Here is an 18,683-nt window from a genome sequence, read left to right on the forward strand (position 1 = left end):
GGCGTCATCGCCGGCAAGCCGGCGATTGAAGGCACCCGGCCTCAGGCCGGGCGCACGATATTGCCGGTGGCCAGATCCCGAATCAGACTCGGGTTCTTGCGACCGCCAAGCGCTCCGCCGAGCACCAGATCGACCTGACCACGGAAATACTGCTCGACCCGCAAGCGCGTGCGCGCTGCCGGCCGCCCTTGCGGATTGGCCGACGTCGAAATCAACGGTCCCACCAGCGAGCACAGATCCCGCACCTGCGGATGATCGCTGACCCGCAGCGCCACGGTGTCATGCACCCCGGTCACCCACTCCGGCAGCAGGTTCTGGTGCGGCACCAGCCAGGTGTTCGGGCCCGGCCAGGTGCTGGCCATGCGGTCGATCCAGTCCTGGGGGAAATCCTCGAACAGAAAATCGAACTGACGAATGTTGTCGGCGACCAGGATCAACCCCTTGTCCACCGAACGGTTCTTGATCGCCAACAGACGATCCACCGCTTCTTCATTCCAAGGATCGCACCCCAGCCCCCAGACGGCTTCGGTTGGATAGGCAATCACCGCCCCGGCGCGAATCTCTCGTGCGGCTTGTTGCACACGCCAACTGTTGACCATGAAAAACTCTCCGCAAACAGGTTTCGCGCAGTTTACCGATCTTCAATGTAAAACCTAGCTTGCGCGTGCAAACCAGCGGCCGTTTTCGCAAACGGCGCGGCCATCCATCTCCAGTTCGGTCAATGCCGCCAGCACTTTGGGCAATGCCCAGCCACTGCTGTCGGAGAGGCCCTCGCTGGTGTGCGGCGCGGCGTGCAACAGATCCAGCAGAGGGTGATCGGGATCCGGCGCGGAGGCGGACAGCGGCAACTGCTGCCAGCCGCGCAGGGCTTCGAGAATATGCTCAATGGTTTCCACCAAAACGGCTCCGTCACGGATCAGTTGATGACAGCCGCGAGCGCCTGGGTGATGAATTGAACCCGGAATGGCGTACACCTCGCGCCCCTGTTCCGCCGCCAGCCGCGCGGTGATCAACGAACCGCTGGCCACGCTGGCCTCGACCACCAGCACGCCGAGGGACAAGCCGCTGATGATCCGATTGCGTCTTGGGAAGTTGCTGGCCGCCGGCCCGGTGTCCAGAGGGAATTCCGAAACCACCGCACTGCCGGACGCAATCATCACGTCCGCCAACCGCCGATTGCGCTGTGGATAAAAGTTTTCCAGGCCAGTACCCAGCACGCCGACCGTCTGCCCGCCGACGTCGACAGCGGCTTGATGCGCCGCCGCATCGATGCCCAGCGCCAGACCGCTGGTGATAACGAACCCGGCCCCGGCGAGGCTGCGGGAAAACGCAGTGGCGGTGTCCATGCCAGGGCGTGAAGCACGTCGACTGCCGACCATCGCCAGTTGCGGTTTTTCCAGAATCCGCGGGTCGCCAGCGACAAACAGCAGGGGCGGCGGGTCGGGAATCTGCGCCAGCAAGGCCGGGTAATCCGGGTGATCCCACATCAGCAAATGTTGACCCGCACGCTCTAGCCAGCGCAATGCGTGGCTGGCGCCGTCGCGAACTTCAGGACAGCGCCGGGCCTCGGCACAAGCCGCCGGCAAACCCAACGAGCGCCAGGCGCTGGCCGGCGCGCTGATTGCCTTGGAGGCAGAGCCGAAGGCTTCGAGCAGTTTGGCAAAACGTTTGGGACCGACTTCCGGCAAGCGGTGCAGGCGCAGGCGCGCTTCCAGTTCCGCCGGGGAAACCGACGCAGAGACAGGCATCATCATGGATCATCCTTGATCGTTATAAGGCCCGAACCTTTCGGAACAAGCTGTGGATAACTCTGTTGGTAACTTGTGAAGCCAGCTAAGGATTTCGCACCTTGTCCTGCACCGCGAGCGAGCGCGATGCGTTCAGTACGAGGCCGTAACTGAGTTTGTCGTAGGTGCGGAACACCATCAGCAGTCCAGCACGTTCATCGGGGATTTTCAGCGGTTGGCCGGTGATCCGGTCACGCACGGTTTCCCCGGTTTTCATCACCACCAGTACGTTGCCCTCGGCCAGGCCGTCGCGTTTGCCCTTGTTCAGGGTCACCACGTCCATCGCGCCGATTTGTGTGACGCCGCGCGGCACATCGATGATCAGGCCGTTGATGTCAGTGGTGGGAGCGCTGGGCATGAAGGTCGAGTTGATCGAACGCTCTTCGCCACTGAACAAGCGGTCGCCGAGGCGCACTTCCTGGGTCGTGCGTTGCAGGGCGAGGGTGGCGACGTCTCCTTCAGTGGCGACGATTTCGCCGCCGCCGATGTCGTCGGCGTTGATCCCCAGAAACTCCTTGGTCTGCGGATCGGTGTAGACCTTGCCCTGGCGGAAGATGCCGTAGACCGGCTGGTTCGGGTCGAAATGGCCACGGGCGAAGATCCGGTCGCCGGTGCCGCTGAGCACCCGTTCGGCATCGCCGGCGACGATGTACGGCGCCTTGTCGAAGTCCTCGACCTTGTCGACGATGCGGTTGCTCAGCAGAAAGCTGTTGATGGATTTGAGCGGAATGCTCGGAATCGCCTCGGCCACCGGGCTGGTACGGATGCGCGGCGACAACTTGATGGTGCCGCGCGACTCGCCGCGATTGACGGTCAGGCGCGGCTGACCGTTGACGTAACTGAGCGTCAGTGTGTCGCCGGGGTAGATCAGGTTGGGGTTTTCGATCTGCGGATTGGCCCGCCACAGCTGTGGCCACTGCCAGGGTTCGCGCAAATATTTACCGGAGATGTCCCAGAGCGTATCCCCCGAAACCACCGTGTATTGCTGTGGAAAACCTTCCTTGAGTTGCACTTGCCCGTGCGCGGCGCCGGCCGAGGCCAGAAACAGCAGGGCGAGTAGTGATTTCCTCATGCGGTGAATCCCTTTATTATGTGCGTTCGCGTGAAACGCCAGAGCCCCCGTGGCTCGCTCCCTGCTCTATGCTGAAAATCAAGGAGCTACGTTTCACAACGGTAGCCTGCATCTTCGGACCCGCCAGGCCATCGCCCGACTTTACCTCACACGTGCAGCAATCAAGCTTATGGCCATTTTGAACATCCTCGAATTTCCGGACCCGCGTCTGCGCACTATCGCCAAACCTGTGGCTGTAGTGGACGACGAAGTGCGTCAGCTGGTCGATGACATGTTTGAAACAATGTATGAAGCGCCGGGCATCGGCCTTGCCGCGACCCAGGTCAACGTGCACAAACGTATCGTCGTGATGGACCTTTCCGAAGACCGCACCGAACCCCGGGTGTTCATCAACCCCGAGTTCGAACCGCTGACCGACGAAATGGAGCAATACCAGGAAGGCTGCCTCTCGGTGCCGGGCTTCTACGAAAATGTCGACCGCCCGCAGAAGGTCAAGATCAAGGCTCTGGACCGTGACGGCAAGCCTTACGAACTGATCGCCGAAGGCCTGCTCGCCGTGTGCATCCAGCACGAATGCGACCACCTCAACGGCAAGTTGTTCGTCGATTACCTGTCCACGCTCAAACGCGACCGGATCAAGAAGAAACTGGAAAAGCAGCACCGCCAGAACGCTTGATGCCCCTCTCCAAAGGCTTGCTGCGGCAAGCCTTTTTCTTTTTATGAGACTCCCCCATGACTGAGCCACTGCGCATCGTTTTTGCCGGCACCCCGGAATTCGCCGCCGAACACCTCAAGGCCCTGCTGGACAGCCCTTACGAGATCGTTGCGGTCTACACCCAACCGGATCGCCCGGCCGGTCGCGGACAAAAACTGATGCCGAGCCCGGTCAAACAGCTCGCCCTGGAAAACAATATCCAGGTGTTGCAGCCGCCGACCCTGCGCAATGCTGACGCTCAGGCCGAGCTCGCTGCGCTGAAGCCTGACTTGATGGTGGTGGTGGCCTACGGCCTGATCCTGCCGCAAGCGGTGCTGGATATTCCGCGCCTGGGTTGCATCAACAGTCACGCCTCGCTGCTGCCGCGCTGGCGCGGTGCGGCGCCGATCCAGCGTGCCGTGGAAGCGGGCGATGCCGAGAGCGGCGTCACCGTGATGCGCATGGAAGCCGGCCTCGATACCGGGCCGATGCTGCTTAAAGTCGTGACCCCGATCAGCGCCGAAGACACCGGTGGCAGCCTCCATGACCGTCTCGCCGAAATGGGCCCACCTGCCGTGGTGCAGGCGATTGCCGGTCTGGCCGCTGGCACCCTGGAAGGCGAAGTGCAGAACGACGAACTCGCCACCTACGCGCACAAACTGAACAAAGACGAAGCACGCATCGACTGGAGCCGCCCGGCCGTTGAGCTGGAACGTCTGGTCCGTGCCTTCAATCCATGGCCGATCACCCACAGCACGCTCAACGGCGAAGCGCTGAAAGTGTTGGCGGCGACACTGGCCGAAGGCAAAGGCGCACCGGGCACCATCCTCGGCGCCAGCAAGGACGGTCTGATCGTCGCCTGTGGCGAACAGGCGCTGTGCCTGACCCGTCTGCAATTGCCCGGCGGCAAGGCGCTGAACTTCAGTGATCTGTTCAACAGCCGTCGTGAGAAATTCGCCACCGGCACCGTGCTGGGTGCAGCGGTGGACGCTCAATGAACCCACGTCTGGCCGCCGCCAAGGCACTCGCCGCTGTTCTCAGTGGCAAGGCTTCGCTCAACAGCTCCCTGCCGACGCAACTGGACAAGGTCGAGGATCGCGATCGCGGCTTCACCCAGGATCTGGCATTCGGCACCGCGCGCTGGCAGCCACGCTTGTCGGCGCTGGCGGAAAAACTGCTGCAGAAACCGTTCAAGGCGGCCGACGCCGATGTCGAGGCGCTGCTGCTGGTCGGTCTCTATCAACTGCTCTACACCCGCGTCCCGCCACACGCCGCCATCGGCGAAACCGTCGGTTGCGCCGACAAGCTGAAAAAGCCATGGGCCAAAGGTCTGCTCAATGCCGTACTGCGCAATGCCCAGCGCGAACATGAGGCGATCTTCGCCGAACTGGAACGCGATCCGGTGGTGCGCACCGCTCACCCGCGCTGGCTGCAAAAATCCCTCAAGGCCTTCTGGCCTGAGCAATGGGAAGCCATCTGCGAAGCCAACAACGCGCATCCGCCGATGATCCTGCGGGTCAACCGTCGTCATCACAGCCGTGACGCGTACCTGAGTCTGCTGACTGAAGCCGGTATCGCCGCACAGCCGTGCACTTTCAGCCGCGACGGCATCGTGCTGGAGGCCGCCGCCGACGTGCGCAGCCTGCCGGGCTTCGCCGAAGGCTGGATCAGCGTGCAAGACGAAGCCGCGCAACTGGCCGCCGACCTGCTCGACCTCGCGCCGGGCCAGCGAGTGCTGGACGCCTGCTGTGCACCGGGCGGCAAGACGTGCCACATCCTCGAAGCCGAACCGGCGCTGGCCGGCGTGGTGGCGGTGGACCTGGAAGCCAAACGTCTGGTGCGAGTGAAGGAAAACCTCGAGCGTCTCGGCCTGAACGCCGAACTGATCGCCGCCGACGGTCGCGACACGGCAGCGTGGTGGGACGGCAAACCGTTCCAGCGCATCCTGCTCGACGCACCGTGCTCGGCCACCGGCGTGATCCGCCGCCATCCGGACATCAAGCTGACCCGCCAGGCCGGCGACATCCCAGCCCTCGCGCAATTGCAAGGCGAGTTGCTCGACGCGATGTGGAAAACCCTCGAAGTGGGCGGCATCCTGCTCTACGCCACCTGCTCGACCTTGCCGACCGAAAATACCGAAGTCATCGGCGCGTTTCTTGAGCGCACGCCGGGCGCCCGGGAGCTGGATCTGGCTACCACCGCCGGAATCAAACAGCCTCATGGTCGCCAATTGCTGGCCCAACAGGGCGGGCATGACGGGTTCTACTACGCCAAGCTGATCAAGATCGCTGCCGCGCGCGGCTAAACGGATTCAACGGAGTGACTGGATGAAAATCATCATCCTCGGTGCGGGACAGGTCGGCGGTTCGCTGGCTGAACATCTGGCCAGCGAGGCCAACGACATCACGGTGGTCGACACTGACGGCGACCGTCTGCGCGATCTTGGCGACCGCCTCGACATCCGCACCGTGCAGGGCCGTGGCTCGCTGCCGACCGTGCTGCGTCAGGCCGGTGCCGACGACGCCGACATGCTGGTGGCGGTGACCAACAGCGACGAAACCAACATGGTTGCCTGCCAGGTTGCTCACACCCTGTTCCACACCCCGACCAAGATTGCCCGGGTGCGCGAAGCGTCGTACCTCACCCGCGAGGAGCAACTGTTCCAGAACGAGGCGATTCCGGTCGACGTGCTGATCAGTCCCGAGCAGGTCGTCACCAACTACATCAAGCGTTTGATCCAGCACCCTGGCGCGTTGCAGGTGATCGATTTCGCCGAAGGCCAGGCGCAACTGGTCGCGGTGCGCGCCTATTACGGCGGGCCGCTGGTAGGCCAGCAACTGCGCCAGTTGCGTGAACACATGCCGAATGTGGAAACCCGAGTGGCCGCGATTTTCCGCCGCGACCGACCGATTCTTCCCCAGGGAGATACGGTGATCGAGGCCGACGACGAAGTCTTCTTCATCGCCGCCCGTGCGAACATTCGCGCGGTGATGAGCGAAATGCGCCGGCTCGACGAAAGCTACAAGCGCATCGTCATCGCCGGTGGCGGGCAGATCGGCGAACGGCTGGCCGAGGCCATCGAAAGCCGCTATCAGGTGAAGATCATCGAGATGAACCCGGCACGCTGCCGTTATCTCTCGGATACCCTCGACAGTACCGTGGTGCTGCAGGGCAGCGCGTCGGATCGCGACCTGCTGCTGGAAGAGAACATCGCCGACGCGGACATTTTCCTCGCGCTGACCAACGATGACGAAGCCAACATCATGTCGTCGCTGCTGGCCAAGCGTCTGGGCGCGAAGAAGGTGATGACGATCATCAACAACCCGGCCTACGTCGACCTGATCCAGGGCGGCGACATCGACATTGCCATCAGCCCGCAACTGGCGACTATCGGCACCTTGCTGGCCCACGTGCGGCGCGGCGATATCGTCAGCGTGCACTCGTTGCGCCGGGGCGCGGCGGAAGCCATCGAAGCGGTGGCTCATGGCGATTCGAAGTCGAGCAAGGTGATCGGCAAGGCCATCGAAAACATCGCGCTGCCACCGGGAACCACCATCGGCGCGATCATCCGCGATGAAGAAGTGATCATTGCCCACGACGACACGGTGATCGCCGCCGGCGACCACGTGATCCTGTTCCTTGTGGATAAAAAGCATATTCGCGATGTGGAGAAGCTGTTCCACGTAGGACTGAGTTTCTTCTGATCGACCGAGAGGCGAAACCGATGATCGAATCCCTGGAAAAAATGCTCGCCAAGGGTGTGGATAACTCGCTGCTGCGCTTCGGCCTCGGCAAGGGTTATCTGGATTTGGGGGAAAACGCGAAGGCAGCCGAGCATTTCCAGCGGTGTGTCGGCTTCGATCCGAAGTATTCGGCTGCTTGGAAACTGCTGGGCAAGGCGCAACTGGCGCTGGGTGACCTGACGGCTGCGCGGCAGGCGTGGGAGCAGGGGGTGGAAGCGGCCCGGGCCCATGGCGACAAGCAGGCCGAGAAGGAAATGACGGTGTTTCTGAAGAAGCTCGATCGGCAGAAGCCGTGACGGCTGTGGATAACCCGTGTGATCAGGTTATCCACAATTGCCCAGGTCTGATCAGTACCAGCGCGCCTCACCCGGCGGACGCTTCTTGAAGCGCTTCATGCTCCACATGTACTGGCTCGGATAAGCCGCCACGTAACGCTCGACCACCTGACTCATCGCCGCGCAGGAGGTTTCAGTGTCGGTGCTGTACATGGCTTCCGGCGCCGCTTCGAGGATCACCTTGTAGCCGGAACCGTCCGGCAGACGCAGGGCATGCAGGAACACCCCGACGGCTTTGCCGCCGGCGAGCATGTTCGGCACGAACTTGCTGGTCAGGGCCTGAGTAGCGAAGAACGGCACGAAGATCCCGGCGGATTCGGCCGGTTCCGGGTCTGCGGGGATCCCCACCTGACCGCCCTTGCGCACTTCCTTGATGACACTGAGGATGCCTTCCTTGGTTGACGCAGCGACCTTGTTGCCCAGTTGCACGCGTTGTTTGCGCAGCAATTCATCCACAGCCTTGAGCTTCGGCGGCCGGTAGAAAATGATCGGTTTGCACTGGCTGCAATAGAAGTGGTTGAGCACTTCCCAGTTGCCCAGGTGGCTGGTGATGCCGACCACGCCCTTGCCCGAGGCCAGCGCTTCTTTCAGCACCTCGAGGCCTTCGACTTCGCGCACCAGGTCGATGGACCGCTGGGCCGGCCAGATCCAGGCGCAGGCGCTTTCGGTCAGGGACTTGCCGATGTCTTTCAGGGTCTGACCGACCAGACGCTCGCGTTCGGCCGGGTCCATCTGTGGAAAACATTTGGCCAGGTTGATCCGCACCACATCGCGGGAACGGTTGGGGGTTTTCCACATGATCCAGCCGATCGCCGAACCCACGGCCTGCACGGCCCGCCACGGAAGCAGGGCAAACAGCCGCAGAGCGCCAACCAGCATGGCGCCTTTAAACTTTTCCACAGGTCACTCCTGATCTTGTGCTGTGCGCGAGGCGGCCATTCTAACCGCCGTTGGCGAGCTGCGCGTAGCGGTCGCAGTCCTGGGTGTGATCCATGACCATGCCCGAGGCCTGCATCAGCGCATAGCAAATGGTTGGGCCGACGAAGGTGAAGCCGGCCTTTTTCAGGCCTTTGCTCATGGCCACGGCTTGCGGGGTAATGGCCGGGACTTCGCTGCGATCCTTGAAATGATTGATCACCGGCCGGTTATCCACAAACGACCAGAGGAAGGCCACCGGATCTTCCAGCGCCAGCCAGGCCTGGGCGTTGCGCCGGGCGGCGTTGAGCTTGAGGCGGTTGCGGATGATCCCCGGATCGAGCATCAATTGATCGATTTCCGCATCGCTCATCTGCGCCACGCGCTGTACGTCGAAGCCGAACAGCACCTCGCGATATCGCTCACGTTTGCGCAGCACGGTGATCCACGAAAGCCCGGCCTGGAACCCTTCGAGCAAAAGCAACTCGAACAAACCCTGCGCATCGCGTAGCGGCGTACCCCACTCCTGATCGTGGTAAGCCATGTACAGCGGATCTTCGTTGCACCAAAAGCAGCGTGGCATAAGGCTCCAGGGGGTGGAGGTGCGACTGAATCGGGTATACTCCCGCTCTTTAAATCGCAGCCCAAGAAACAGGTGAATTTCGTGAGCCAGCCTACGCCAGCCGTGCGTACCTTCCAAGACTTGATCCTCGCGCTCCAGCAATACTGGGCCGAGCAAGGTTGTGTGGTACTTCAGCCCTACGATATGGAAGTAGGCGCCGGCACTTTCCACACCGCGACATTCCTGCGCGCCATCGGCCCGGAAACCTGGAACGCCGCCTACGTGCAGCCAAGCCGCCGTCCGACTGACGGCCGTTACGGCGAAAACCCGAACCGTCTGCAGCACTACTACCAGTTCCAGGTCGTCCTGAAGCCGAACCCGGACAACTTCCAGGAGCTGTACCTGGGCTCCCTCAAGCATGTCGGCCTGGACCCGCTGGTCCACGACATCCGCTTCGTCGAAGACAACTGGGAATCGCCGACCCTCGGCGCCTGGGGTCTGGGCTGGGAAGTCTGGCTGAACGGCATGGAAGTGACCCAGTTCACTTACTTCCAGCAGGCGGGCGGCATCGAGTGCTACCCGGTGACCGGCGAGATCACCTACGGTCTCGAGCGTCTGGCCATGTACCTGCAAGGCGTGGATTCGGTCTACGACCTGGTCTGGGCTGACGGTCCGTTCGGCAAAGTGACCTACGGCGACGTGTTCCACCAGAACGAAGTCGAGCAGTCCACCTACAACTTCGAACACGCCAACGTCGACAAGCTGTTCGAGCTGTTCGACTTCTATGAAAGCGAAGCCAAGCGCCTGATCGAACTCGACCAGCCGCTGCCGTTGCCAAGCTACGAAATGGTCCTGAAGGCCTCGCACACCTTCAACCTGCTGGATGCGCGCCGGGCGATCTCGGTGACTGCGCGTCAGCAATACATTCTGCGCGTACGCACCCTGGCGCGTTCCGTCGCCCAAGCCTACCTGATGGCCCGCGCCAAGCTGGGCTTCCCGATGGCAACCCCGGACCTGCGTGACGAAGTACTGGCCAAGCTGGAGGCTGCACAATGAGTGCTCAAGATTTTCTGGTTGAACTGGGCACCGAAGAACTGCCACCCAAAGCCCTGAACACCCTGGCCGAAGCGTTCCTGGCCGGTATCGACAAAGGCCTGCAAGCTGCCGGCCTGAATTACGAGAGCAAAACCGTCTACGCCGCGCCGCGTCGTCTGGCTGTGCTGATCACCGCGCTGGCCACCCAGCAGCCGGATCGCAGCATCAACCTCGACGGCCCGCCACGTCAGGCCGCGTTCGATGCCGAAGGCAACCCGACTCAAGCGGCACTGGGCTTCGCCAAGAAGTGCGGCGTCGAGCTGAGCGAAATCGACCAGAGCGGTCCGAAACTGCGCTACAGCCAGAACATCGCCGGCAAGCCGACCGCCAGCCTGCTGCCGACCATCGTCGAAGACTCGCTAAACGACCTGCCGATCCCGAAACGCATGCGTTGGGGTGCGCGCAAGGAAGAGTTCGTGCGTCCGACCCAATGGCTGGTGATGCTGCTCGGCGACCAGGTCATCGACTGCACGATTCTCGCGCAGAAGGCTGGCCGTGAATCCCGTGGCCACCGCTTCCACCACCCGCAAAGCGTGCGCATCGGTTCGCCGTCGAGCTACCTGGCCGACCTGCGTGCCGCCTACGTGCTGGCCGATGCCAACGAGCGTCGCGAAATCATCAGCAAACGCACCGAAGAACTGGCGACCCGTCAGGAAGGCACTGCGATCGTGCCGCCGGCGCTGCTCGACGAAGTGACCGCGCTGGTCGAGTGGCCAGTGCCGCTGGTGTGCTCGTTCGAGGAACGTTTCCTCGACGTGCCGCAGGAAGCACTGATCACCACCATGCAGGACAACCAGAAGTACTTCTGCCTGCTGGATGCCGACGGCAAGTTGCTGCCGCGTTTCATCACTGTGGCCAACATCGAATCCAAAGACCCGCAGCAGATCATCGCCGGTAACGAGAAAGTGGTTCGCCCACGTCTGACCGACGCCGAGTTCTTCTTCAAGCAGGACAAGAAGCAGAAGCTCGAAGCCTTCAACGATCGCCTGCAGAACGTGGTGTTCCAGGAAAAACTCGGCAGCGTCTACGACAAGGCCGAGCGCGTCTCGAAACTGGCGGCGTACATCGCCGCACGCATCGGCGGCAACGCTTCGTGGGCTGCCCGCGCAGGCCTGCTGTCCAAGTGCGACCTGGCCACCGAAATGGTCGGCGAGTTCCCGGAGATGCAAGGTGTCGCCGGCTACTACTACGCCCTCAATGACGGCGAGCCGGAAGACGTCGCCCTGGCGCTGAACGAGCAGTACATGCCACGCGGTGCCGGCGCTGAACTGCCAGCCACCCTGACCGGTGCGGCCGTGGCCATCGCCGACAAGCTCGACACCCTGGTCGGCATCTTCGGCATCGGCATGCTGCCGACCGGCAGCAAAGACCCGTATGCCCTGCGCCGTGCAGCACTGGGCGTACTGCGGATCCTGATCGAGAAACAACTGGATCTGGACCTGAACGATGCTGTGGCGTTCGCCGTGAATGCGTTCGGTGCCAAGGTCAAGGCTGCCGGCCTGAACGACGCGGTGCTGGAGTTCATCTTCGACCGTCTGCGTGCCCGTTACGAAGACGAAGGCGTGGATGTCGCCACTTACCTGTCGGTGCGTGCCCTGAAGCCGGGTTCGGCGCTGGACTTCGACCAACGTGTGCAAGCGGTTCAGGCCTTCCGCAAACTGCCGGAAGCGGCAGCGCTGGCGGCGGTGAACAAGCGTGTGTCGAACCTGCTGAGCAAGGTGGAAGGCTCGGTGCCGACCGAAGTCCAGGCCAAGTACTTCGACAACGCCAACGAGTTCTCGCTGTATTCGGCGATCCAGCAAGCGGACCAGGCTGTACAGCCAATGGCCGCAGCACGTCAGTACAACGAATCGCTGGCACGCCTGGCCGCCCTGCGCGAGCCGGTGGACGCGTTCTTCGACGCAGTGATGGTCAATGCCGAAGACGCCAATGTGCGGGCCAACCGCTACGCGCTGCTGGCGCGTCTGCGTGGCCTGTTCCTGGGCGTTGCCGACATTTCGCTGCTGGGTTGAGGGATTGCTGTTGAAACTGCTGATTCTCGATCGGGACGGAGTGATCAATTACGACTCCGACGCTTACATCAAGTCGGTAGAGGAGTGGATTCCGCTGCCCGGCTCGATCGAAGCGATTGCGCAGTTGAGCAAGGCCGGCTGGACGGTGGCGGTCGCCACCAACCAGTCGGGCATTGCTCGCGGCTACTACGACCTCGCCACCCTCGATGCCATGCACGCGCGCCTGCGCGAACTGGTGGCGGAGCAGGGCGGTGAAGTCGGGCTGATCGTGTATTGCCCGCATGGGCCGGATGAGGGTTGCGACTGCCGCAAGCCGAAACCGGGGATGTTGAAAACCATCGCGCAGCATTACAACGTCGCGCTGACGAATGTCTGGTTCGTCGGCGACAGCCTTGGTGACCTGGAGGCCGCCAAAGCCGTCGATTCACAGCCCGTTTTGGTAAAGACCGGGAAAGGCGAAAAGACTCAGGCCAAGACCTTGCCGGTGGGCACCCTGATTTTTGACGATCTCGCGGCGATTGCCGCAGAACTTATCCACAACTAGAGTGCTTCTGAAGTTCCTGACCAGGGATTGATCGGGAGTGCGCTTGAACAGTCGGGCATTGCCCGTAACGGTAAACGTCGCCATGTCGATACTGCAGGCCATCAGAATCTTCCTCTTTTACCTGCTGCTGGGCACCACCGCCCTGCTGTGGTGCAGCCTGAGCTTTTTTATCGCGCCCTTTCTGTCGTTCAAGGCGCGCTATCGTTTCATCAACGTGTACTGGTGCCGTTGTGCCTTGTGGTTGACCAAGGTGTTTCTCGGTATCCGTTACGAAGTCAAAGGCGCGGAAAACGTGCCTGACCGGCCCTGCGTGATTCAATCGAACCACCAGAGCACCTGGGAGACGTTCTTTCTTTCCGCTTATTTCTCGCCTTTGAGCCAGGTGCTCAAGCGCGAATTGCTCTACGTGCCGTTCTTCGGCTGGGCGATGGCCATGCTGCGGCCGATCGCGATTGACCGGGACAACCCGAAAGCCGCCCTCAAGCAGGTCGCGGCGAAAGGTGATGAGTTGCTCAAGGACAATGTCTGGGTGCTGATCTTCCCGGAAGGCACTCGCGTTCCTCATGGCACTATCGGCAAGTTCTCCCGCAGTGGCAGTGCCTTGGCGGTGAATGCGGCGCTTCCGGTGCTGCCAATCGCACACAATGCCGGCAAGTTCTGGCCGAAGATTGGTTGGGGTAAAAAGCAGGGTGTGATTACCGTGGTCATCGGTGAGCCGATGTACGCCGAGGGCAGTGGCCCGCGCGCCATCGCCGATCTGAATGACCGGGTGCAGGCGTGGAACGAGAAAACGCAACGAGAAATGGGCTCGCTGCCTCCGGCCCCCCAGGCACCGGCTGCGAACGATCAGATCGCTGTCTGAGATTTGTGGATAACCTGTGTACGGTTTGTTCGCAAAATCCCGAATTATCGAATTAACTTACTGATTTACTTATATATTTCCGAAGCTGATAAATCACCGTAAAAGGTGCATAAGTTTTTTTCGGAAGTAAGGAAACCGGCTGATATAGCCGGTTTTTTTATGCCTGCTCTTCAGCGATCAGTGGCAGTTCCAGACGGAACGTCGTGCCTTGATCGACCACGCTGAGGCATTCGATTCGGCCGCCATGGTGATCCACAACGGCTTTGACCATCGACAACCCCAGGCCCACGCCATCGATACCCTGCGCAGAGGAAAACCGCCGGTACTGGCTGAACAGGTCAGGCAGTTCTTCTGCAGCGATTCCTTTGCCTTGATCGGACAGTTCACACCGCAGCCAGTCGTTGTCGCAACTGACATGCAGATTCACTGTGGATCCAGCCGGGCTGTACTTGATCGCATTTTCCAGCAGGTTGAACAGGGCGCGGGTCAACAAACCCTGATCGGCCATAATCAGACGCTCCTGTGATTGTTCGTCCATGTCGCTCAATAGCTCGATGCGTTTTTGCTGAGCGATGGGCAACGCCTGATCCAGAACGTCCATGACCAGCATCCCGAACAGACTTGGTTGGAACTGATACGCCTCGGACTCGGCCCGGGCCAACAGAACGAAGCCATCGGTCAGTTCCAGCGCCCGACGGACCTGGCGTTCAATCTGTTCGAACAGCGGCGAATCCGTCCCCGTCTGATGCCGGTGTACCTCAAGCAGGGCAAGAATCGCCGAGTGGGGAGCGCGCAGGTCATGGGACAGGAAGCGCAGCAACACACCGCGCTGTTCCTCGGCGGCGCGTTCGGCGCTCAGGTCAGTGAGACTCAGCAGCCAGCCAATCGGTATGTCGCCATCCACTGGCAACAACGCGGCGCGTTCCAGGCGCAGGCTACGTTCCTTGTGATCACGAAACTCCAGCAGAGGCAGCTCGGAGAGCGGCGGGCGCGGCTCTGTGGACAACTCCGGATAGCCCAGGCGCGCCAGTTGATCGAGGACATCCTCGCCCACCAGATTGTGATCGAACAGGCTCCGCGCCTTGCGATTGCCCAACAAGACTTGTCCTCGAGGATCGCTGATCAGTGTTGCGACCGGCAGATATTCCAGCCCGTCGGCAATGAAGCGGCGGGTATCGCGGGTGCGGCTCATGGCTTGCTCAAGCGCCATGATCTGCCCCTGCAAGCGGTCGGCGCTGGGAAACTGCGCCCGACGTCGTTCAGGAAAGACTTTCGGTTCGCTGTCCAGCCGCGCCAGCTCCCAGCCGAAGTAGGTGAGCACTACACTCAAGCGACGCCAGTTCCAGATCAGATAGCCGAACAACATGCCCAGCGCCGCAGGCGTCGGCGACCACCAACGCCGCATTTCAGCCAGGCCTGCACTGGTCAGCAGCACGCAGGCAATCCCGCCCAATGTCAGCCATAACGCCAGTCGCGGGCGCCACAGCAGCAACCCAAGTACACACGCGACCATGACTACCGAAAGTCCTGCGCCCATCAACGGCGCCGGGTCATGCAAATTGATCTGCGCCCGCCAGGAAAGCAGTGCAGTCAGCGGTAACAGCACTAGACTTATCCACACCCACTCGCGCACCAGTTGCCGGAACAAACGCTGAACCTGGCTGGGTACGCGGCTTTCGTGTCGGCGCTGGTTATTCATGGGAAACAGGGCAGGGCGGGTTGAATGGTTTCATAGGCGGCCGGTCTGAGGACGTAGACCCGAAGAATCATAGCGGCTCACCCCAAGGCGTGCCGCTTACTTTCACTGCATGGAGTGAGCCGATCTGGTCGGCACCCATTGCCCGAGCGACAAGGAACCACCGCGTATGCGCGTTGCGATACTGGACGATGAACCCGCCGAACTGCGTCGGGTCGAGCAGACCCTGCAGCAAATGGCCGAGACCGGAGGACAGCCCTGGTCACTGCACAGCTTCGAAAGCGGTGAAGACCTGCTGCGACAGTTGCGCCGGGAAACCTTCGACCTGCTGATCCTCGACTGGCAATTGCCCGACCTCACTGGCCTGGCGCTGCTGCGCTGGACCCGCGAACACATGGAAGCGCCGCCAGCGGCCATCATGCTGACCAGCCGCGATGGTGAGAGCGATATCGTCCAGGCCCTGAATGCCGGGGCCGACGATTACGTCAGCAAGCCGTTTCGGCCCAATGAACTGAAGGCCCGCGTGGCGGCGGTACTGCGTCGACACAGCCTGCAACGTAACGCCGCGGCCGACGTCCTGCGTTTCAACGACCTGGTGTTCGACGACGCCGAACTGACCGTCACCCGCGACGGGAAACCGATCGCCATGACCGAGCGCGAGTATCGCCTCGCCCATTGCCTGTTCAGCAACCTCGGCCGACCGCTGTCACGGGATTACCTTTACGAACGATTCTGGCCCCACGAAGAAATGTCCACGTCGCGACCGCTGGACACTCATATCTATCGCCTGCGCAACAAGCTCGGGCTGACGGCGGATCGGGGTTGGCAGTTGCTGACGATTTACGGGTATGGGTATCGGTTGGAGAGTGTGGCAGCGGGGGAGTGAATTGCAGGCAATAAAAAAGGCCAACGCTGGTGCGTTGGCCTTTTCGTTGGTGCCGACCGGGATCAGAAATCCAGGTTGGACACCGCCAGAGCGTTGCTCTCGATGAAGTCACGGCGAGGTTCGACCGCATCACCCATCAGGGTGTTGAAGATCTGGTCTGCGCCAATGGCGTCTTCGATGGTGACTTTCAGCATGCGGCGCACGCTTGGGTCCATGGTGGTTTCCCACAGCTGATCCGGGTTCATTTCACCGAGACCTTTGTATCGCTGGATGGTGTGGCGCTTGGTGCTTTCGGCCATCAGCCAGTCCAGGGCTTCCTTGAACTCGGTGACCGCTTTCTTGCGCTCGCCACGCTGGATGTACGCGCCTTCGTCGAGCAGGGTGCTCAGTTGAGCGCCGAGGGTGACGACGGTCTTGTAGTCGTTGCTGCCGAAGAAGTCGCGGTTGAAGGTGACGTAGTTCGACAGGCCGTGGGAGATCAGTTCGACCTCTGGCAGCCACACGCCACGCTCGCGGTCTTCACGCAGGCTGGCCTTGTAGACCAGGCCCGACTTCTCGACGGTGCGCAGACGAACTTCGTACTGGGCCAGCCAATCTTGCATCTTGGCGTGGTCGCCGAGCATTTCCAGGCTGACGGCCGGCAGGTAGATGAAGTGCTCGGTCAGCTCCTGCGGGTACAGGCGCGACAGACGCTTGAGGGTCTTCATCACCATCCGGAAGTCGTTCACCAGACGTTCCAGCGCTTCACCGGAAATACCCGGGGCGTCTTCGTTCAGGTGCAGGCTCGCATCTTCCAGGGCCGACTGCGTCATGTACTCTTCCATGGCGTCGTCGTCTTTGATGTATTGCTCTTGCTTGCCTTTCTTGACCTTGTACAGCGGCGGCTGGGCGATGTAGATGTAGCCGCGCTCGATCAGCTCCGGCAACTGACGGAAGAAGAAGGTCAGCAGCAGGGTACGGATGTGCGAACCGTCGACGTCAGCATCGGTCATGATGATGATGTTGTGATAGCGCAGCTTGTCGATGTTGTACTCTTCGCGACCGATACCGCAGCCCAGCGCGGTAATCAGGGTGCCCACTTCCTGGGACGAAATCATCTTGTCGAAACGGGCTTTCTCGACGTTGAGGATCTTGCCCTTCAGCGGCAGGATGGCCTGGGTCTTGCGGTTGCGTCCCTGCTTGGCAGAGCCGCCCGCGGAGTCACCTTCCACGAGGTACAGTTCGGACAGCGCCGGGTCTTTTTCCTGGCAGTCAGCGAGCTTGCCCGGCAGGCCGGCGATGTCCAGCGCGCCTTTGCGGCGGGTCATCTCACGGGCCTTGCGCGCCGCTTCACGGGCACGGGCAGCGTCGATCATCTTGCCGACGACCAGTTTGGCTTCGTTCGGGTTTTCCAGCAGGAAGTCGGAGAAGTACTTGCCCATTTCCTGTTCGACCGCGGTCTTCACTTCAGAAGACACCAGCTTGTCTTTGGTCTGGGAGCTGAACTTCGGATCAGGCACCTTCACCGAGATGATCGCGGTCAGGCCTTCACGGGCATCGTCACCGGTGGTGGCGACTTTGTGCTTCTTCGCCAGGCCTTCCTGCTCGATGTAGTTGTTCAGGTTACGCGTCAGTGCGGAACGGAAGCCCACCAGATGGGTGCCGCCGTCGCGCTGCGGAATGTTGTTGGTGAAGCACAACAGGTTCTCGTTGAAGCTGTCGTTCCACTGCAGGGCGATTTCCACGCCGATGCCGTCTTCACGCTGGATGTTGAAGTGGAACACCTGGTTGACCGCAGTCTTGTTGGTGTTCAGGTATTCAACGAACGCACGCAGGCCGCCTTCGTATTTGAACAGCTCTTCCTTGCCGCTGCGCTCATCCTTGAGGACGATGCCGACACCGGAGTTGAGGAAGGACAGTTCACGAATGCGCTTGGCCAGGATGTCCCAGCTGAAGTGAATGTTCTTGAAGGTTTCGCTGGAAGCCTTGAAGTGAATCTGGGTGCCGGTGGTTTCGCTGTCGCCAACGATCGCCATCGGTGCCTGAGGTACGCCGTGGACGTAGGTCTGTTCCCAGATCTTGCCGCTGCGGCGAACGGTCAGGACCAGCTCTTCGGACAGCGCGTTCACAACCGAAACACCTACACCGTGCAGACCGCCGGATACCTTGTAGGAGTTGTCGTCAAACTTACCGCCGGCGTGGAGGACGGTCATGATGACCTCGGCGGCGGAAACGCCTTCCTCTTTGTGCACGTCTACCGGGATGCCACGGCCGTTGTCTTTAACGGTGATGGACTCATCCGGGTGGATGATGATGCTGATGTCGTCGCAGTGGCCGGCGAGGGCTTCGTCGATCGAGTTGTCGACCACCTCGAACACCATGTGGTGCAGACCGCTGCCATCGTCGGTGTCACCAATGTACATACCGGGACGTTTGCGCACGGCATCCAGGCCTTTCAGCACTTTAATGCTCGATGAGTCGTACGTATTTTCTTCGCTCAA

Annotated in this window: 17 protein-coding genes; 10 read left to right on the forward strand and 7 right to left on the reverse strand. The window is 61.3% G+C overall.

Going from position 1 to position 18,683, the window contains the following annotated elements; translation table 11 throughout:
- Positions 1-41: 41 nt before the first annotated feature.
- From CAF77_RS00355 to CAF77_RS00365, 3 genes are all read right to left on the reverse strand, one after another.
- A complete protein-coding gene (locus CAF77_RS00355; RefSeq protein ID WP_011331748.1) occupies positions 42-599 on the reverse strand; it encodes an L-threonylcarbamoyladenylate synthase in 558 nt (185 codons plus the stop codon).
- Positions 600-653: 54 nt separating this feature from the next.
- Entirely contained in the window at positions 654-1,754 is a 1,101-nt protein-coding gene (dprA, locus tag CAF77_RS00360) for a DNA-processing protein DprA (RefSeq protein ID WP_064379619.1), read from the reverse strand.
- Between the two features lie 79 nt (positions 1,755-1,833).
- Positions 1,834-2,859, reverse strand: coding sequence for a LysM peptidoglycan-binding domain-containing protein (locus CAF77_RS00365; RefSeq protein WP_064379622.1), 1,026 nt, complete (start codon positions 2,857-2,859; stop codon positions 1,834-1,836).
- A 169-nt stretch (positions 2,860-3,028) separates the two neighbouring features.
- Here CAF77_RS00365 and def point away from each other — a divergent pair, with 169 nt between their 5' ends.
- The 5 genes from def to CAF77_RS00390 are packed head-to-tail and all read left to right on the forward strand — an operon-like array spanning position 3,029 to position 7,592.
- Positions 3,029-3,535 carry a peptide deformylase gene (gene def / locus CAF77_RS00370; protein ID WP_039764933.1) on the forward strand — a complete coding sequence of 169 codons (507 nt, stop codon included), beginning with the start codon at positions 3,029-3,031 and terminating at the stop codon, positions 3,533-3,535.
- Between the two features lie 56 nt (positions 3,536-3,591).
- Positions 3,592-4,551, forward strand: coding sequence for a methionyl-tRNA formyltransferase (fmt, locus tag CAF77_RS00375; protein ID WP_064379623.1), 960 nt, complete (start codon positions 3,592-3,594; stop codon positions 4,549-4,551).
- Complete coding sequence (gene rsmB, locus CAF77_RS00380; protein ID WP_064379625.1) at positions 4,548-5,858, forward strand: 16S rRNA (cytosine(967)-C(5))-methyltransferase RsmB; 1,311 nt, start codon at positions 4,548-4,550, stop codon at positions 5,856-5,858. Before fmt ends, rsmB begins: the two co-directional genes overlap by 4 nt.
- A 22-nt stretch (positions 5,859-5,880) precedes the next feature.
- Positions 5,881-7,257, forward strand: coding sequence for a Trk system potassium transporter TrkA (gene trkA / locus CAF77_RS00385; RefSeq protein ID WP_064379627.1), 1,377 nt, complete (start codon positions 5,881-5,883; stop codon positions 7,255-7,257).
- A 20-nt stretch (positions 7,258-7,277) separates the two neighbouring features.
- Complete coding sequence (locus CAF77_RS00390; RefSeq protein ID WP_064379629.1) at positions 7,278-7,592, forward strand: tetratricopeptide repeat protein; 315 nt, start codon at positions 7,278-7,280, stop codon at positions 7,590-7,592.
- A gap of 51 nt (positions 7,593-7,643) precedes the next feature.
- Here the strand turns inward: CAF77_RS00390 and CAF77_RS00395 are convergent, their stop codons facing one another.
- Together CAF77_RS00395 and tag are read right to left on the reverse strand one after the other, a co-directional pair.
- Entirely contained in the window at positions 7,644-8,531 is an 888-nt protein-coding gene (locus tag CAF77_RS00395; RefSeq protein ID WP_064379631.1) for a lysophospholipid acyltransferase, read from the reverse strand.
- 40 nt (positions 8,532-8,571) lie between these two features.
- Positions 8,572-9,129 carry a DNA-3-methyladenine glycosylase I gene (tag, locus tag CAF77_RS00400; protein ID WP_064379633.1) on the reverse strand — a complete coding sequence of 186 codons (558 nt, stop codon included), beginning with the start codon at positions 9,127-9,129 and terminating at the stop codon, positions 8,572-8,574.
- Between the two features lie 81 nt (positions 9,130-9,210).
- Here tag and glyQ point away from each other — a divergent pair, with 81 nt between their 5' ends.
- The 4 genes from glyQ (at position 9,211) to CAF77_RS00420 (ending at position 13,621) form a co-directional block, all read left to right on the forward strand.
- Positions 9,211-10,164 (forward strand): glycine--tRNA ligase subunit alpha, encoded by a 954-nt coding sequence (glyQ, locus tag CAF77_RS00405; protein WP_064384049.1) that lies wholly within the window; start codon positions 9,211-9,213, stop codon positions 10,162-10,164.
- Entirely contained in the window at positions 10,161-12,215 is a 2,055-nt protein-coding gene (glyS, locus tag CAF77_RS00410; protein ID WP_064379634.1) for a glycine--tRNA ligase subunit beta, read from the forward strand. Before glyQ ends, glyS begins: the two co-directional genes overlap by 4 nt.
- 4 nt (positions 12,216-12,219) lie before the next feature.
- Positions 12,220-12,759 carry a D-glycero-beta-D-manno-heptose 1,7-bisphosphate 7-phosphatase gene (gene gmhB / locus CAF77_RS00415; RefSeq protein ID WP_164872121.1) on the forward strand — a complete coding sequence of 180 codons (540 nt, stop codon included), beginning with the start codon at positions 12,220-12,222 and terminating at the stop codon, positions 12,757-12,759.
- An 82-nt stretch (positions 12,760-12,841) separates the two neighbouring features.
- Entirely contained in the window at positions 12,842-13,621 is a 780-nt protein-coding gene (locus CAF77_RS00420) for a 1-acyl-sn-glycerol-3-phosphate acyltransferase (protein ID WP_064379638.1), read from the forward strand.
- A gap of 157 nt (positions 13,622-13,778) precedes the next feature.
- Here CAF77_RS00420 and CAF77_RS00425 read toward each other — a convergent pair whose 3' ends face one another.
- The gene (locus tag CAF77_RS00425; protein WP_085653904.1) at positions 13,779-15,320 is read right to left on the reverse strand and encodes a HAMP domain-containing sensor histidine kinase; all 1,542 of its coding nucleotides are present in this window, start codon (positions 15,318-15,320) and stop codon (positions 13,779-13,781) included.
- Positions 15,321-15,486: 166 nt separating this feature from the next.
- Here CAF77_RS00425 and CAF77_RS00430 point away from each other — a divergent pair, with 166 nt between their 5' ends.
- Positions 15,487-16,203: a response regulator transcription factor gene (locus CAF77_RS00430; protein ID WP_085653905.1), complete on the forward strand. Its 717-nt coding sequence runs from the start codon at positions 15,487-15,489 to the stop codon at positions 16,201-16,203.
- Positions 16,204-16,265: 62 nt separating this feature from the next.
- Here CAF77_RS00430 and gyrB read toward each other — a convergent pair whose 3' ends face one another.
- Positions 16,266-18,683 (reverse strand): DNA topoisomerase (ATP-hydrolyzing) subunit B, encoded by a 2,418-nt coding sequence (gyrB, locus tag CAF77_RS00435; protein ID WP_011331734.1) that lies wholly within the window; start codon positions 18,681-18,683, stop codon positions 16,266-16,268.

Source organism: Pseudomonas sp. R15(2017) (assembly GCF_002112685.1).
Taxonomy (GTDB): domain Bacteria; phylum Pseudomonadota; class Gammaproteobacteria; order Pseudomonadales; family Pseudomonadaceae; genus Aquipseudomonas; species Aquipseudomonas glycinae.